This window comes from Streptomyces graminofaciens (genome assembly GCF_030294945.1).
Taxonomy (GTDB): domain Bacteria; phylum Actinomycetota; class Actinomycetes; order Streptomycetales; family Streptomycetaceae; genus Streptomyces; species Streptomyces graminofaciens.
In genome coordinates this window covers 2,844,839-2,860,455 of the sequence record NZ_AP018448.1, presented here as the reverse complement: position 1 = coordinate 2,860,455, position 15,617 = coordinate 2,844,839, and the positions used below count along the sequence as shown (strand labels likewise).

Here is a 15,617-nt window from a genome sequence, read left to right as displayed (position 1 = left end):
GCCGCCCCCTCCAACGCGGTACCCCCGTGCGTGACCGGTGATCGTACAGAGGTACGCGACCGAGGTGGGCTCGGTTCCCACGAGTCTCTTCGCACACTTCGTAACCATTGACGCGGAAGCTGAACTCCTCCAATGTGAACGGATGTTCAGAACGCTTGTTCAGAACGCGGGCCGAACCATGGGCGGTTACGCGGACGGGTATGCGGACGGATGTGAAGTCGGCCGCGTCGATGTGGCGGTGGTCGGCGGTGGGATGGCCGGCATGGCGACGGCGCTGCGGCTGCAGGCGGCGGGACTGTCCACCGTCGTACTGGAGGCGCACGGTCACGCGGGCGGCTGCGCCGGGTACTACCGCAAGCGGGGCTTCTCCTTCGACGTGGGCGCGACCACCCTGGTCGACTTCGGACCCGGCGGCGTCGGCGGTGAACTCCTCGACAACGTCGGCATTCCGACCCTGGACGCGGAGGAACTACCGGGCTACCAGGCATTTCTGCCGGACCGTCAGGTAGTGCTCCATCGCGACCAGGCCGCCTGGCACGCCGAGCGGCTGCGCAAGCTCGGCGACAGCGCGCGGCACCGCGCATTCTGGTCGCTGCTCGACAGGCTGGCACACACCTTCTGGCGGGCCAGCCGGGCGGGCGTACGGCTGCCGATCCGCGGCCCCGCAGACGCCCTCCACGACCTGCGGGCGGTCGGGGTGTCCGGGCTGCCGTACGCCCGCCAACTGAACCGGACCCTGGGTGACGCGCTGCGCGAGCACGGGCTGCGCGGGGACGCCCCGTTGGTCGGGCTGCTCGCCATGCTGGTCGAGGACACCGTGCACACGGGTGTCGACGACGCGCCCCTGATCAACGCGGCGCTCGGGGTGACCATCCGGGGCGCGGGGCTCAGCAGGCACATCGGCGGTATGCACGGATTCTGGCGTGTGCTGGTCAGGCACTACCGGGGGCTGGGCGGCTCGCTCCGGACGGCTTCCCGGGTCACGCGGATCGAAGGAGGGCGCGGAGCGTATCGATTGACGACTCGCCAGGGCACCGTCCACGCCCGTCGGATCGTCTGCGCGGTTCCCGCCGCCACCACGGCGGAGATCTGCGCGGGGCTCCCGGTCGCCCGCAGGCTCCGGAGGTATCTGGAGCGGGACGCGGACGCGCTGGGCGGCGCGACCGTCGTCTTCCTCGGTGTGCCCGAATCTGAGGTCGCCGGACATGAATTGACACATCATCAACTGCTCCAGTCCTACGACCGTCCCCTGGGTGACGGCAACAACATGTTCGTCTCGGTGTCCTCACCCGGGGACACACTCAGCGCACCGCCCGGCCACCGCGCGGTGATGATCTCCACCCACACCGACCTCGCCGACTGGCGCGACCTCGACCCGGCGGCGTACGAGCAGCGCAAGAAGGAGACCGGCGAACGGCTCCTCGCCTGCGCCCGGCGCGCGTACCCCCGGCTCGGGGAGCGGGCCGTGTTCGCCCGGACCGGAACGCCCCGCAGCTACGAACGCTTCGGGTTCCGTCCGCAGGGCGCGGTCGGCGGAGTACGCCAGAGCCTGGCCAACACCAACCAGCACGCCGTACCGCACGACCTCGGCGGCCCTGGCCTGTGGCTGGTCGGCGACTCGACCTGGCCGGGCCTCGGCACGGTCGCCTGTGTGCTGGGCAGCCGCATCGTCGCCGAAGGCATGCTGAGAGAGAAGGGACACGACGCCCGATGACCACACCTGAGCGGACCGGCGGAGCCGGGCCGACCGTAGGCCCTCATGGCCCTGACGGCCCCGAACGCCCGCCGGTACCCGGTCTGCCGTCCCTCGCCGAGCTGGGTGAGGACCTGCTCGTCACCACTCGCCGGCAGCGGATCGTCGCACTGGTCCGCCCGGGCGCCGGAGTGCTGCTCTTCGCGGTCGCCGTGTGGCTCGGCTGGTGGTGGCTGACTCCGGTGATCGTGTTCGGGATCTTCGTCGCGGTGGTGACCGTCACGCACGACGTGGTGCACCGCACGATCGGGCTGTCGCCGCGGGCCACCGACTGGGCGCTGTTCGCGATGGGGCTGGTCCTGCTGGAGAGCGGGCACGCGTACCGCGCCACGCACACCCAGCACCACCGGCTCTTCCCGCACCCCGACGACCCCGAGGGCCGTCCCGCCGAACTGTCGCTGCTGGGCGCGGTCTGCTACGGCCCCGTCTTCCTCGTACGTCTGTGGATCTGGTCCTACGGGCGAGGGCGGGACCGCCGCTGGCTGCTGGCCGAGGCCGTGGCGCCGTTCGCCGCGCTCGGCGGGGGAGTGCTGCTCCTGCCGTACACGCCGGGGGTGCTGGTCTATACGGTGATGGCGATCGTCGGGAGCTGGGTGTACCCCCTTCTGACGGTGTATCTGCCGCATCACGACTACGGAGACACCCCGTTGACGCAGACCCGCACACTGCGCGGGAGGATCGTTCCCGCCCTCTTCCTGGAGCTCACGTACCACCTGGAGCACCACCTCTACCCGCGGGTGCCGAGCCACCGCCTGCCGGAGCTGGCGCGCAGGCTCGAAGGGCACTTCGCCACCCATGGAGTCCGGCCGGTGCGCGTTGTCTGACACCCGTGACCGTGTCCTGGAAGCCGCACTCGACTGTCTCGTCCGCAACGGCTACGGCGGGACCACCGCGCGGGCGATCGCCCAGGCCGGGGGCTTCGCGCCGGGGGTGATCTACTACCACTTCGCGGACCTGGACGACCTGCTGGTGGCGGCGCTGGCCCGGACCAGTGGGTCCCGCATCGACCGTTACCGCGCCGAGTTGTCCGGGATGGACCGGGCCGTGCCCGTGGTCGCACGGCTGCGCGAGCTGTACGACGAGGACACCGAGACCGGGCACATCGCCGCCGTCCAGGAGCTGTACGCCGGGGCCAGGCCCGGGACACGACTGGCCGACCGGCTGGCCCTCGAAACCCGGAGATGGGAGGAGCTGGCCGAGGAACTGCTCACGGTCCTCCTGCGGGGCAAGCCCCTCGCGTCCGTCGTCCGGGTGCGCGTACTGGCCGGGGCGGCGGTGGCGTTCTACCTCGGCATGGAGACCCTCACCCACCTCGACGGGGACCGCTCCCGCCCGGCGACCCTCTTCGACCAGGGCATCCGACTCGCCGCGATCTTCGACCGCGTACCACGCCTGAAGCGACGGGCACGGAGGGTGAGATGAGTGACGGCGGGCGGTGCAAAGGGGTCGGCCACCGGTATCGCAGAGCCGATCGCGCCGGTGCCCCAAGGGCGGTCGGCGGCGCCCCAGGGCCGACCGACTGGCGGTGCCTCAATGCCGACCGACACGGCGCCCCGGGGGCAAGTGCACCGGGCCTCAGGGGCGGCCGTCGGGCTCGTCGACCACCCTGAACCCCAGGTCGCGGAGCACGGAGACGGCGTGGCCCTCCCCGCCGGAGAACTCGCCGCTCTCCAGCACCTCCTGCCCCGCCAGGTAGCCGTGCGCGACGCCGGCGATCGCCTTGGAGTCGTAGAACTTGCCGTCGTGCTCCAGAAGATAGCGGCGTGCGCGTCCGAAGCCGTGGGTCTCCAGGAAGGCGTCGCGGCCCCGCCGGTCGAACTCCTCGATCGCCTGCACGACTGCCGAGGCGGTGATGTCTGTGAGTGCCATGGGGGCGACGATAGGACACGGCACTGACAACGGGGCCACCACACAGGCCCGTTGAGCGCGGCTCCGTCGGCGTTCGGCGGGGCGGGACCATGGTGGGTCGGGTCGGTGGTGTCCGGCTATCCCTGGCGCGGGTTCGGCTTCAGTACGGCGAAGACCGCGTCCGACGTGTCTGTCAGCCAGGCGATCGTGCCGACGTCCGGTACGTCCGACGGTGGCATCAGGACCGAGCCGCCGTTCTGCCGGGTCCTGCGGACGGTTTCGTCGGCGTCAGCGACCGCGAAGTACGGCACCCAGACCGTGCCGGGTCCGCCCTCCTGGAGCGGGGCCACCCCGCCGAAGGACGTGGTCTGCTGGTCGCCGTCCTTCAGACTGAGCACGCGGTACGTCATCCCGGGCGCAGACATCTCCTCCGAGCGCCAGCCGAAGAGGTCGCGGTAGAAGTCGATCCCGGCCACGGGGTCAGGTACATGGAGTTCCACCCACAGGAGAGTGTCGTTCTCGGACGTCTTCTCCAGTCCGCCCGGCGTGCTGCCCGGCTGCCACACCGCGAACCGGGCGCCCTGCTGGTCGGTGAGCTGGGCGATCCGTCCCTGGTCCATGATGTCCACGGGCTCCACCCGCACCGCGCCGCCGCCCCGCCCGACGGCCTCGGCGGTGGCCCCGACGTCGTCGGTGCGGAAGTACACCGTCCAGGCGCTGCTCGCGCCCTCCTCGGTGAGCGGGCCCAGCGCGGCTACGGTGGCGCCGTCCTTCTGGAAGAAGCCGTACCCGCCGGCCTCGGGCCCGGCGGAGACGAACCGCCAGCCGAAGACACCGCCGTAGAAGGCGGTCGCCGCGTCGGTGTCGGGGCTGCCGAGGTCGATCCAGCAGGGTGATCCGTGGGTGAAGTCTGTGCCGAGCATGCGCGCCCTCCGAGGCTTCGCGGGGCCACCGATCCGTAGCCCCGCACGACCCCGCAACGATGCCCATGCCCGCGCGGCTCCTCCAGCGCCCGGCACAGCGGGTCGCCCGATTCACTCTCTGGGGTGATCCAGCACGCCCTGGTGCCGTGCCACCGCGTGGCCCGGCACGAAGCTCATGCGGAGCCTCCGTCGGACGCGGGCCGGGGTCTCATGTCGATGCCGTCGATGCCGGACGATGCCGTCGATGCCGGACGATGCCGTCGATGCCGGACGATGCCGTCGATGCCGGGCGATGCCAACGACGCCGACGACGCCGACGACGCCGACGACGCCGGACGACGCCGGACCGTCTCGCCTCGGCCGTGGCGTCGGAGATGACGGTCGCCGCGCAGCCGTCCCAGGCGGACGGGCCGATGGGTTCGTCGCTCGCCGCGAGGCTCGCGATCCATTCGCGGAACTCGGTGTGTCGAAGGCGTCCACGAAGCGGTCCACCCAGTCGTCGAGCACCGGCGCGCTGTGCTGCCCCGCAGTGCGGACACCGACGCCGGTCGGGTCGGGCAGCCGTACGAGGCCCTTCTCGCAGACCGCCTCGCACTGGATGTCATAGCCGGACCAACAGTTGTCTCCTCCTGTGGGCCCGGCTGTGGGCCGGGCCCCTGGTGCGGGGGCGGATCCTCAGTCGAGGCCCAGGTTCTCCGCCCCGTGCACAACCCGCCCTCCGATGAAAGTGGCGCGCACCCGGCCGGCGTCCGGCGTCCGCAGCGCCTCCGACAGGGGCCGGTCCAGTAGGACGAGGTCCGCCGGGAGGCCCACCGCGATGTCGCGGGGCGGGCCGCCGGGGTCGTGCAGCGGGGCGAGCAGTCCCCGTAGGACCGTCGCCGCCGGGGTTCGTTCGTCGGGGCCCAGCACGCGACCGGAGGGGGTCAGCCGCTCGGACGCCGCTCGCAGGCAGGCCCACGGGTCGGGGTCCCCGTAGGGGGCGTCGCTGTTGGGGGCCACTCGTACCCCCACCCGTAGCAGGCCCGCGTACCGCCACAGGTCCGGCCGGTCCTCCGGTTCGGCCCGGTCCCAGTAGTCGTCGCCGCGCCGGGCCACCAGCGTCGGCTGGGTGACCACCCGGAGGCCCCGGACGGCCAACTGCCCGGCGGCGGACAGGTCGGCGACGGCACAGTGCTCCACCCGGTCGCCATCGACCCCGCCCGCCTGGTCGAACGCGGCCAGGGTCAGCGCGAGTGCCGTACGGGTAACGCAGTGCACGGCCGCGGGGCGGCCGACGGCGTGTGCCCGTCGTATCCGCCGGGTCAGTTCGTCGAGATCCGGGAGCGCGTGATCGGTGACGAGGAGCTTCACCGGGCCGATGGTCAGTCGCCGCCCGGCCAGATGGGCCGCGCCCTCGGCCAGCATCATCACCCGCTGGGGCAGCTCCGCCTGCCGTACGGCGTCCGCGACTGCCTCGGCGGCCCCCGCATCGGGGGTCGCGTCCGTGACATGGGTGACGCCGAGGGCCGCCAGGCGCGCGCCCACAGACCGCAGGGACGGCGGACGCCCGCCGAGGGCGTCGCGCAGCCAGGCGTCCGCACGCCACAGCCGCCCGACGGGCTGTCCGGTACCGTCACGTTCGATGCCGTCGTGGGCGGCCGTGCTGGCTCCGAGCTGCCGCAGACCCGGGGAGTTGACCACCCACAGCGCGCCGGAGCGGTGCTGGACACGCACCGGCACCGCGTTGTTCCACCGGTCGACCACGTCCCGGTCCAGGTCGCCATGGAGTACGTCGTCGAAGCCGACGGCACGCACCCAGCCGTCCGTACCCGGCGCGGCCTCCGCGAGAGCGGACGCGAGGCCCTCCCGGGAGAGGGCGGACACATCGAGAGAGGTGTACGACGCGGCCATGGCCGTCAGATGCAGGTGGTGATCGGCGAGGCCGGGCAGCAGTGCGCCACCTTCTCCACGTACGACGAACTCGTCGGCCCGCGGGGAGAGTCGAGGGCCGATCTCCGCCACGACGCCGTCCCTGATCCGGCAGTCGACGGGACCCCGCCGCCCGTGCGGTCCGTGGAGTTCGGTTTCTCGCAGGAGCAGAGCACCGTTCTCACCGTTCATGGTCGTCGATCTCGTCCACCAGCCCCCACTCCAAGGCGATGGCGGCGTCGACGCGGGCCCCGGTCAGGGTCATCCACGCCGCCCGCCAACGGCCGATCCGCCGAGGCACGCTCACCGTTCCGCCTGCGCCCGGTACCAGCCCCATCTCCACCTCGGGCAGCTGGAAGAACACTTCGGGGGCGGCCACCAGACGACCCGCGAAAGCGGCCATCTCGACGCCCGCGCCCACCGCCGCGCCCTGCACCCGGACGGTCACCCTGTCCCGCATCCGGTCGATCAGCCGCCAGGGCGCCCGGTCCAGTCGTACCAGGTACGCCGCCACGAGATCCCACGCCGTACCGAACTCGGCGAGATCCCCGCCGCTGCAGAACACCGGCCCGGCGCCGGTCAGTTGAACCCGGTCGAGCGTGTCGTCGAGGGCCGCGAGCTCCAGGGCCTCGAAGAGTTCCTCGCGCATACGGAAGCTGAACACGTTCCGCCGTTGTGGGCGGTCCAGCTCGATCGACAGCGTGCCGCCGTTCCGACGCACGCGGACGAGAGGGCCGTTCTTGGCGGCGGAGCGGGGCGTTCGCCGGTCGGCCCGCCAGGCCGTGGACTCGGTTCCGCCGAGCAGCATCGAGTACGCCGACGCCTCCGCCGCCAGGCCCTGTAGCGTGCCCAGGGACGGGGTCCGGCGCAGCAGCTGGCCGAGGGTGAGGCTCGCCTGCGGGCGCCGCTCGACGATGCCGGCCAGTTCGGCGAAGCCTTTGCGAGGGTCCTCGACGGGGACCAGGTGCTGTGCGCCCGCGTCGACGCGAGGGCCGGTCAGCGTGAGGGTCAGGGCCTCCAGCAGCGGGCGCAGCTCGTCCGGCGGCGGCCGGGTCGCCACACCGATGACCAGGGGCAAGGAGTCCGCCACCCGGGTGGCTGCGTACGCGATGCGTCCCGGACCCGCGTCGTGCCAGTCGTCGAGGATCAGACGGCGCACCGGATGTTCCGGGCGCCCGTCGGGCCGGAGCCGCAGGCCCTCGTCGAACTCCTCGCCGACGCCGATCTCCACCTGGCGCATCCGCCCAGCGTAGCCATGACGTACACGGTCGCCAGGTCCTACGTCCGGGCGGCGTGACGACCGAGGGCCGAACCGAGCACAGTGGCGAAGTCGCCGGACCGTAAGAAGAGAAAGAAGAGAAGAAGAGAACGAAGAGAAGAAGAGAACGGCCATGTCGGTACGTCGTGTGCGCCTTGTCGGGGCTCGGGGCTCGGGGCTCGGGGCTCGGGGCGGCCGTGGCGCAGGTGGGCCCTCGCCCGGCTCGGCTGCCCAGTTCGGCCCGGCGGCCCCGCCTCCCGCATCACCAGCCGCTTCCCGCCACCGGTTCGGTACACCCTGGGCGAGCACGAGGCGGTGTGGCGCTCCGCCCCCGGCGCCGGCCGAGATCGCCTCGCTGTTCACCGCCGCCCCCCATGTCTCGGTGAGTGAGCAGGCGGACAGCGGCCACAACCTGGGCGTGGGACACTCCGGCCGCGCCTACCACCTGAAGGTGCTGTCGTTCGCCGAGGAGTGCGCGGTGACCCGGGAAACCGGCGCCACCGCACCCCCACGGGAAGGGAGGGCAGGATGAGCGACGCGGACACGTTCGGCTTGCTTCTGGTACGCCTGGTACTGGGCGTCGTCATGATCGCGCACGGCCTCAACCACTGGCGCGGCGGCGGCCGGATCGAGGGCACCGCGCGCTGGTTCACGGGCCTCGGCCTGCGTAACGGCACGCTGCAGGCCTGGATGAGCGTCGTCACCGAGGTCGGCGCCGGGGCGCTGCTCGTGCTCGGCCTGGTCACGCCGCTGGCCTGCGCGGCCGTGGTGTCGGTGATGCTGGTCGCGGGCCTCCTGGCCCATCGCCGCAACGGCTTCTTCGTCTTCAAGGACGGCTACGAGTACGTTCTCACCCTCGCGGTGGTGTCCCTGGCCCTGGCCGTACTGGGACCGGGGCGGCTGTCGCTGGACCATGCGACCGGTATCGAGGTGACCGGCTGGGCGGGCGGCGGGGTGGCCCTCGGGGCGGCCGTGGCGTCCACGGCCGGGCTGCTCGCGGTGTTCTGGCGGCCACTGCCGACACCGGGGACCGAACCCTACGGTGACTCCGGGACCGGCGCGGACTCCGAACCCTACGGTGACTCCGGGACCGGCGCGGACTCCGAACCCTACGGTGACTCCGGGACCGGCGCGGACTCCGAACCCTACGGTGACTCCGGGACCGGCGCGGACTCCGAACCCGACGGCGACTCCGGAACCGGCGCGGACTCCGAGGCGCACGCCGACTCAGCGGTTGGGACGGGCCCCGAGCCCGGCGGGGACTACGACCCCGGCACGACCGCACCGCTTGGACAGGAGACCCGTTGATGCGAGTCGGGTTCATCGGTCTGGGCAGTCAGGGCGCGCCCATGGCCCGCCGGATCATCGGCGCGGGCTTCGAGACGACGCTGTGGGCACGCCGCCCGGCCACACTCGTCCCCTTCGCCGACACCCCGGCCAAACGGGCCTCCTCGCCCGCGGACCTGGCCGCCGTCAGCGACCTCGTATGCGTCTGCGTCGTCGACGACGCCGATGTCGAGGAGGTCATCACCGGCTCGTCCGGTGTGCTGACCGGGCTGCGCGCGGGCGGTGTCATCGCCGTGCACAGCACCGTGCACCCCGACACCTGCCGACGTCTCGCCGACCGCGCGCGGGCCCGGGGCGTCGCCCTCGTCGACGCCCCCGTCAGCGGCGGCGGACCGGCGGCCGCGGCGGGCCGGCTGCTGGTGATGACGGGCGGCGACCAGAGCACGGTGGCGTTCTGCCGTCCGGTGTTCGCCGCCTACGCCGACCCCATCGTGCACATGGGTCCGCTCGGCAGCGGACAGCTCGCGAAACTCCTCAACAACGTCCTGTTCACCGCGAACCTCGCCACCGCCGCCGACGCCCTGGCGCTCGGCCGGGACCTCGGCGTCGACCCTGCCGCCCTCGCCTCCGCCGTCGCCCACGGCAGCGGTGCGAGCTTCGCCCTGAACCGGGTCACGGCCGCCGACGGCACCCTGGACCGGATCGCCGGCCATGCCGGGCCGCTGCTCCGCAAGGACGTCCGGCTGCTGGCCGATGTCGCCGGTGCCGAGGACACCCCCGGGGACATCGTCATCTCGGCGGCCGACGCCGCACTCGCCCTGATGAACCAGCAGCGCTGAGGCTGCTTCGGGCTTGTTCGGCCATTCACCCGGCGGAGCGCGATCGCGCCGTTTGTCCGGATAAATATCCGGGAGCCCGAAAGAGTTGAGAAACAGATCAGAAAAATCTACCCGCGAAGACCGGAAGTCGCCGGACGACGGTTCGCCCGATTCACGCGAAAGCGGAGACGGATGTGACGTGCGGCCGGAAGTGGCCGGTGTCTCAGCCGGTCCGGGTGCCCCACATGTGGGCCAGTTCGACACGGGAAGAGACATCCAGCTTTCGGAACACCTTCCGAAGGTGGAACGCCACCGTGTGCCGGGAAAGAGAAAGAACCCGGGCCACCTGAATATTCGTCATTCCCTCGGCGACGAGTTTCGCCACCTCGTGCTCGCCCCTCGTCAACTGCGTGAAAGCGGACTGGTGCTGAGTGCCGTGCAGTGAGGGAAGTGCCGCTTTTCCGAGGTCACGTATTTTCGACTGCGTCCGCCGGTAGTCGTAGGTGGAACCCGAGGCGAGATAACCGGCGGCCGCGCGGTCGTACGCCTCCGTCGCGCGGTCGTGCCGGGCCCGGTCGGCGGACAGGAACGTGCCGGCGTCCTCGAGCGCCGACGCGCGTGCCCAGGGGTCGCGGTGGGTCTCGGCGGCGTGCAGCAGATAGTCGAGGCTGTTCTCCACGAGGCCGCGCGTGTGCAGGGCGGACGCGGCGACGGTCGGGAAGCGGGGGTTGCGCGCGGCGAGCGAGGTCGCCGACCGCAGCGCCCGCTGCGCCAGCCCCGTCTCGCCCGCGCCGAGGGCGAGACGCGCCAGCCAGGGCGCCGCCCCGGGCTGCGACAGCAGCAGTTCACGGCTCACCGGTCCGAGGTCCACCAGCTCCGCCACCAGCCGCAACGCCCCGCTGATGTCGTCCTTCGCCCGGTAGACCAGCGCGGTCACCCAGGCACACTGTCCCGGTATGTACAGCGAACGGCCGAGCAGGGCGTCCTCCCCGAGCTGGGTGACGTATCCCATGGCCGCGCTGATGTTCACCCTGCGCAGGGCCGCCAACGCCAGCAGCGCGTGCCCGATGGGATGCCACAGGCGCGCACCGCTCTCCTCGGCGGCCTCGAGCGCGGCCTCGGCCAGGGCCGTCGCCGCCTCGACGTCCCCCGACGTGAGCGCCAGATGGGCGCGCAGGAGGGAGGGGACGGTCCGGTGGCGGACCGCGGTCGCCTGCTTCGATTCGGCGACGGCCAAGGTGTCCAGCATGCGGCGCGCCCTGCTCAAGTCACGCAGTCTGATCGAGAGCTCGACGTCCCAGGCCGTCACCATGATGCGGCATTCGCAGTGGACCGAGCATTCGGTGCGCCTGGCTTTCTCGATTCCGGCGACCGCGTTTCCCATGTCGCCGCTCAGCCAGCTTTCCCGGGACCGGCCGACGAGTGCGCCGGTGCGGCACCCGGGGTCGATCAATTCTGTGTGGATGTTCTCCAGAATTCTCGGGGATGTGGGTATGAACAGCACGTTGTGGTCTCACTCCTGTGATCATGAGGAAGTCGGTCCGAATGACGAATCGGGCATGTGAGAAACAGGTGCGAAACACATGCGCAACATTTTCGGCTCTGACCGGTGAGCCCCCCTTGCCTTTGTAGAATACATCTCCTGACAACCCGTCGGGCGCGACCGACAGGTAACTCACAGGTATATCTCGGACAAGATGTGGCCGATTCTGTGCGGTTCTCGACAGGTGGCGACTACCAACTTGTGCGGCTGTGACAGTGTCCGTCGCACGGCCAGACTGGCGGAGATGATCACCGGTCGGTTCACATCACCCCACGTGACGGCCGGTCACTTCCCGCTCCCGCAGGCGATCACGGGGACGGGAGCGGAAGGGACGACGAGGACAACATGAGCGAAACAGCGGGCGGCACGCGCGACGACCGGGAGCGCGGCCCGGACGCCGACCGTCATCGGGAGGCACGTGTCATCGAGGGCGTCCGTCCGGAACGGGACCCGGTGGCCGACCTGCTGTCGCGGGTCCGTCGCACGGCGACGCGCCCGGCCACGGAGACCGTCGCCGGGGACGCTGGTGCCGGCACAGGCACAGGCACAGGCACAGGCACCGGCACCGGTGCCTGGGACGTGGACGGGCTGGCATCGGCCATCGCCGGCAGGGCCGCCGAACTCCTCGGCGATACGACGGTGGACGCCGACACGGACCTCTTCGACCTCGGCGCCTCGTCCGTGACCGCCGTCGAACTCGTCGCGGCCCTCGCCCGCGACCTGGACGTCCACATCGAGCTGGACAGCGTGTTCGCGGACGCGCGGCCCCGGCGGCTGGCCGAGCTGTGGCTCACGCGCGAGGGTGGCGCGACGCCCCCGGCCCCGCAGCGGACACGTGCCACCACGCCCCGGACGGCATCTGTGGCGAAGGCGGTCTCCGATGACACAGAGACCTCCGTGACCAAGACGGCCCCCGTGCCCGTGGCCCGCCCCGCCGACGAGGACCTGCGGCTCGTCCTCGACGACCTGGCCCGCGCCGACGCCCTGCCCTTCGTCGACGCGCCGTCGGCCGCGCCCCCGCGCAGCATCCTGCTCACCGGAGCCACCGGCTTCCTCGGCGGACACCTGCTGCTCGACCTGCTGCGCCGCAGCGACGCCCACGTCGTATGCCTGGTCCGGGCCGACGACGAGGACAAGGCCGAACGGCGCCTCGCCGACGCCCTCGCGAGCTTCCATCTGCCCTGGTCGGCCGAACTGCGCCGCCGCATCACGGTGTTGCCCGGTGACCTGGGACAACCCCGCCTCGGGCTGGCCGAGGACCGCTGGCAGTCGCTCGCCGAGGAGGTCGACGCGATCGTCAGCGTCGCCGCGGCCGTCGACTTCCTGCGCGGCTACCCCTCGCTGCGCCGCACCAATGTGCTGGGCCCGCTCACCCTCGCCGAACTCGCCGTCACCGGCCCGGTCAAGCCCCTGCATCACATCTCCTCCATCGCCGTCTTCAACGAGGTCGGCATCGCCTCCATGGGCGAGGACGACCCCCTGGCCCGGATCGACCGACTGATGGCGGGCTACGACAAGTCCAAGTGGGCGGCGGAGTCGGCGCTGCGCCGGGCCCGCGAGCACGGCCTGACCGTCACGCTGATGCGGCCCGGCGGCATCGCGGGTCACACCGAGACCGGCGCCTACAACCCGCACGACCTGAGCACGGGGTTCTCGGCGGCGTTCACCCGCTTCCGTACCGTGCCCGCCTTCCGCGCCCTCAACGTGGCCCCCGTCGACTGGGTCAGCCGGGTCGCGGCCGCCATCGTGTGCGACCCGGACGCCTGGGGGCAGACGTACAACCTCACCGGGCGGGCCGCCACCCTCGACGGCACGGTCCGTGAGATGCGCCTCGCCGGTATGAACGTCGAGATCATCGGCTGGGACGACTGGCGGGCGGACTTCGTCGACCGCATGGCCGCCGACCCGGTGCCCGAACTGGAGTTCCTGGTAAGGGTGATGGGCAGCCCCACCGCGCTGGGGCTCTGTGAGGCGTCCCTGCTCGGCCCGGCCGCGACGGCCGACCGCACCGATGCCTTCGTCGCCCGGCACGGCCTGCCGCCCGCCAAGGTCTACGACTCCCGTGACCAGCTGCGGACCATCGAGCGGATGACGGACCGCGGCCTGAGCCGTCTGCCCGACCGTACGGACCCGCCGTATCTGTGGTTCTCCGAGACCATGAAGGGCACTCTCGGACCGGTCGGCGAACGGGCCGACACGGACGATGAGTTCAAGCTGACGCTGTCCGTCGCGAGCATGTACCAGCTGCTGCGCGAGCGCCGGGTCGACGTCCGCGAGGGCACGGTGACCTGCGCCCGGCTGCACGCCGAGCCCCTCACCGTCGTCGAGGGCGACATTCTCGTACGCCCCCAGCACGGCATCCCGCGCAGCCACGGCATCCGCCACCCGCTGCTGAGCTACCGGCTGCGGCTGCGGGACGCCGACGGAGGCGAGTGGTGGCTCGACGGTCGGAAGACCGCCCGCGCCCGCCGCGACCTGCTCCGCCAGGCCCGCACCCTCGCCGTGGAGATCGGCAGGGAGGGCGAGCCGGCGAGCGTGTCCGGCGTCATGGTCGTACCCGCAGACAGCTATGTACGCGAACAGGTCGACGGCATCCGGGTCAGGCCCGGGCTGTCCTCGCGCGAGAAGCGGCTGGCCAAGGCGACCTGGCTCGCCTGGTTCGGCGCACAGATCGGCCAGGGCCTGATGGAGCCGATGCTGCGCGCCGGAGCCGAACTGCTGGACCTGCGCCGCGACCGCGTCGAGGAGCCGAGCTCCCGATGAAGTCACCGTCCAGGTTCGGGGGAGCCGCCGTCTCGCTCGCCGGAGTCCCGGTCTCGCCTGGGGAGAGTCGACGTCCCGCCGAAGTCGCCGTCTCGTTTCGGGGAACTCGACGCTCTGTCAGAGCGGCCGTCTCTCCTGGGGAGAGTCGACCCGTCCCACCGAAGTCGCCGGCCCACTGCGGGGAACTCGACGCCCGCAGAGCCGCCGTCCCGCTTCGGGAGAGTCGACCTGCCGCCGGAGCCGCCGTCCTGCCTCGAGCGAGCCGGCGCCCCGATGAATCCGCTGCCCATCCCTGAGGGGCCGACCGCACGATGAAGCCGTTGCACCGCCTTGAGGAGCCGACCGTCCGATGAAGCTGCTGCCCATACCCTCCCGGTCCGCCCGTCGGTACCTCGCCCGTCCGGCCCTCACCGCTCCGAACGGACTGCGCCCCCTGCGCGCGGATCTCGACGGCGCCAGGATCGAGCACTTCCCCTTCCGCGCCGCCGACGGCACCCGACTCGGACTCGCCCGGGTCGCCCCGCACGGCGACGACACCCGCCCCGCCGTCCTGCTGCTGCACGGCCACACCGCGTCCGCGGAGATGTTCACCCTCCCCGAGACCCGCAACCTGGCCGCCGCACTGCTCGACGCCGGATACGAACCCTGGCTGCTGGACTGGCGGGGGAGCTGTCGGCTGCCGTACAACGAGCGCGGTCCGCGCTACAGCTACGACGACGTCTCGCTCTACGACATCCCCGAAGCCGTCGCCCAGGTGCGGGGGCGCATCGGCGGGCGCCCCCTGTTCGCCGTCGCCCACTGCATCGGCGCGATGACGCTGTCGATGAGCATGGCGGCCGGGCTGGTCACCGGCCTCGCGGGCGTGGTGGCGCAGGGCGTCTTCCTGACCCCGAAGCTGTACGGCCGGGCCCGGCTCCCCATGCATCTGGGCACCGAACTGCTGCGTGGGCGGATGAGCCACCAGGTCGTCGACTTCAAGCGGGCCGGGCTGTTCTCCAAGCAGAGCCTGCTGTTCGCGCTCGCCGCGCGCGGCGCCGACTGCCCCGACCCCACCTGCCAGATCCTGCACAACTCGGCCTGGGGCACGGGAGCCTCGCTGTTCGTGCACGACAACCTGCACCCCGACACCCACGACCGGCTCGCCCAACTCTTCGGCCCCGCACCCTTCTTCACCGTGCCGCACCTGCGGCAGAACGAACTCGCCCACGCCGTCACCCGCTGGAACCACGGCGACCGCCGCTACGCGGCCCTCCCGGAGAACGCGCTCGACCACGCCGACCGCATCGACTGCCCGGTCCTGCTGCTGTCCGGCAGCCAGAACAAGCTCTGGGCGGACTCCAACAAGGTCTGCCACGAGGTTCTGACGAGCCGTCACCCGCAGCTGGACGTCCGGTACACGGAGATCCCCGGGTACGGGCACGTGGACCCGTTCATCGGCCGCGGCGCCGCGCTCGACGTGTTCGGGCACATCACCGACTTCCTCGATACACACCGTTGACCGACCGCCCGCCGGAAC

At 71.8% G+C, this 15,617-nt stretch carries 14 protein-coding genes and 1 pseudogene; 9 read left to right on the top strand and 6 right to left on the bottom strand.

Annotated features, from left to right (window positions below):
* Window positions 1-142: 142 nt before the first annotated feature.
* The 3 genes from SGFS_RS12380 to SGFS_RS12370 are packed head-to-tail and all read left to right on the top strand — an operon-like array spanning window position 143 to window position 3,175.
* A complete protein-coding gene (locus SGFS_RS12380; RefSeq protein ID WP_286249943.1) occupies window positions 143-1,714 on the top strand; it encodes a phytoene desaturase family protein in 1,572 nt (523 codons plus the stop codon).
* Entirely contained in the window at window positions 1,711-2,577 is an 867-nt protein-coding gene (locus SGFS_RS12375) for a fatty acid desaturase family protein (protein WP_286249942.1), read from the top strand. The genes SGFS_RS12380 and SGFS_RS12375 overlap by 4 nt, the downstream gene beginning before the upstream one ends.
* Window positions 2,570-3,175, top strand: a complete 606-nt coding sequence (locus tag SGFS_RS12370; protein ID WP_286249939.1) for a TetR/AcrR family transcriptional regulator — start codon at window positions 2,570-2,572, stop codon at window positions 3,173-3,175. Before SGFS_RS12375 ends, SGFS_RS12370 begins: the two co-directional genes overlap by 8 nt.
* A 153-nt stretch (window positions 3,176-3,328) precedes the next feature.
* Here SGFS_RS12370 and SGFS_RS12365 read toward each other — a convergent pair whose 3' ends face one another.
* The 5 genes and pseudogenes from SGFS_RS12365 to SGFS_RS12345 form a co-directional block, all read right to left on the bottom strand.
* Window positions 3,329-3,622, bottom strand: a complete 294-nt coding sequence (locus SGFS_RS12365) for a hypothetical protein (RefSeq protein ID WP_286249937.1) — start codon at window positions 3,620-3,622, stop codon at window positions 3,329-3,331.
* A gap of 116 nt (window positions 3,623-3,738) precedes the next feature.
* Window positions 3,739-4,524, bottom strand: coding sequence for a VOC family protein (locus SGFS_RS12360; RefSeq protein ID WP_286249936.1), 786 nt, complete (start codon window positions 4,522-4,524; stop codon window positions 3,739-3,741).
* A gap of 334 nt (window positions 4,525-4,858) precedes the next feature.
* Window positions 4,859-5,145: pseudogene (locus SGFS_RS12355) on the bottom strand (inositol 2-dehydrogenase); the annotation flags it as partial.
* Between the two features lie 54 nt (window positions 5,146-5,199).
* Window positions 5,200-6,624 (bottom strand): amidohydrolase family protein, encoded by a 1,425-nt coding sequence (locus tag SGFS_RS12350; protein WP_286249935.1) that lies wholly within the window; start codon window positions 6,622-6,624, stop codon window positions 5,200-5,202.
* Window positions 6,614-7,672 carry an enoyl-CoA hydratase/isomerase family protein gene (locus tag SGFS_RS12345; protein ID WP_286249933.1) on the bottom strand — a complete coding sequence of 353 codons (1,059 nt, stop codon included), beginning with the start codon at window positions 7,670-7,672 and terminating at the stop codon, window positions 6,614-6,616. The genes SGFS_RS12350 and SGFS_RS12345 overlap by 11 nt, the downstream gene beginning before the upstream one ends.
* Before the next feature lie 400 nt (window positions 7,673-8,072).
* Between SGFS_RS12345 and SGFS_RS12340 the strand changes: the two genes are divergently transcribed.
* Genes SGFS_RS12340 through SGFS_RS12330 form a run of 3 tightly spaced genes read left to right on the top strand, consistent with a single transcriptional unit; the run spans window position 8,073 to window position 9,816 of the window.
* Complete coding sequence (locus SGFS_RS12340; protein WP_286249932.1) at window positions 8,073-8,222, top strand: hypothetical protein; 150 nt, start codon at window positions 8,073-8,075, stop codon at window positions 8,220-8,222.
* Window positions 8,219-8,998, top strand: coding sequence for a DoxX family protein (locus tag SGFS_RS12335; RefSeq protein ID WP_286249930.1), 780 nt, complete (start codon window positions 8,219-8,221; stop codon window positions 8,996-8,998). Before SGFS_RS12340 ends, SGFS_RS12335 begins: the two co-directional genes overlap by 4 nt.
* Complete coding sequence (locus SGFS_RS12330) at window positions 8,998-9,816, top strand: NAD(P)-dependent oxidoreductase (protein WP_286249929.1); 819 nt, start codon at window positions 8,998-9,000, stop codon at window positions 9,814-9,816. Before SGFS_RS12335 ends, SGFS_RS12330 begins: the two co-directional genes overlap by 1 nt.
* A 202-nt stretch (window positions 9,817-10,018) precedes the next feature.
* Here SGFS_RS12330 and SGFS_RS12325 read toward each other — a convergent pair whose 3' ends face one another.
* Window positions 10,019-11,044: a helix-turn-helix transcriptional regulator gene (locus SGFS_RS12325; RefSeq protein WP_286249927.1), complete on the bottom strand. Its 1,026-nt coding sequence runs from the start codon at window positions 11,042-11,044 to the stop codon at window positions 10,019-10,021.
* Here SGFS_RS12325 and SGFS_RS12320 point away from each other — a divergent pair.
* From SGFS_RS12320 to SGFS_RS12310, 3 genes are all read left to right on the top strand, one after another.
* Window positions 11,043-11,360 (top strand): hypothetical protein, encoded by a 318-nt coding sequence (locus SGFS_RS12320; RefSeq protein WP_286249925.1) that lies wholly within the window; start codon window positions 11,043-11,045, stop codon window positions 11,358-11,360. The two genes, SGFS_RS12325 and SGFS_RS12320, sit on opposite strands and share 2 nt — an antisense overlap.
* A gap of 323 nt (window positions 11,361-11,683) precedes the next feature.
* The gene (locus tag SGFS_RS12315) at window positions 11,684-14,101 is read left to right on the top strand and encodes a thioester reductase domain-containing protein (RefSeq protein WP_286249923.1); all 2,418 of its coding nucleotides are present in this window, start codon (window positions 11,684-11,686) and stop codon (window positions 14,099-14,101) included.
* 349 nt (window positions 14,102-14,450) lie between these two features.
* Complete coding sequence (locus tag SGFS_RS12310; RefSeq protein ID WP_286249921.1) at window positions 14,451-15,599, top strand: alpha/beta hydrolase; 1,149 nt, start codon at window positions 14,451-14,453, stop codon at window positions 15,597-15,599.
* Window positions 15,600-15,617 lie beyond the last annotated feature (18 nt).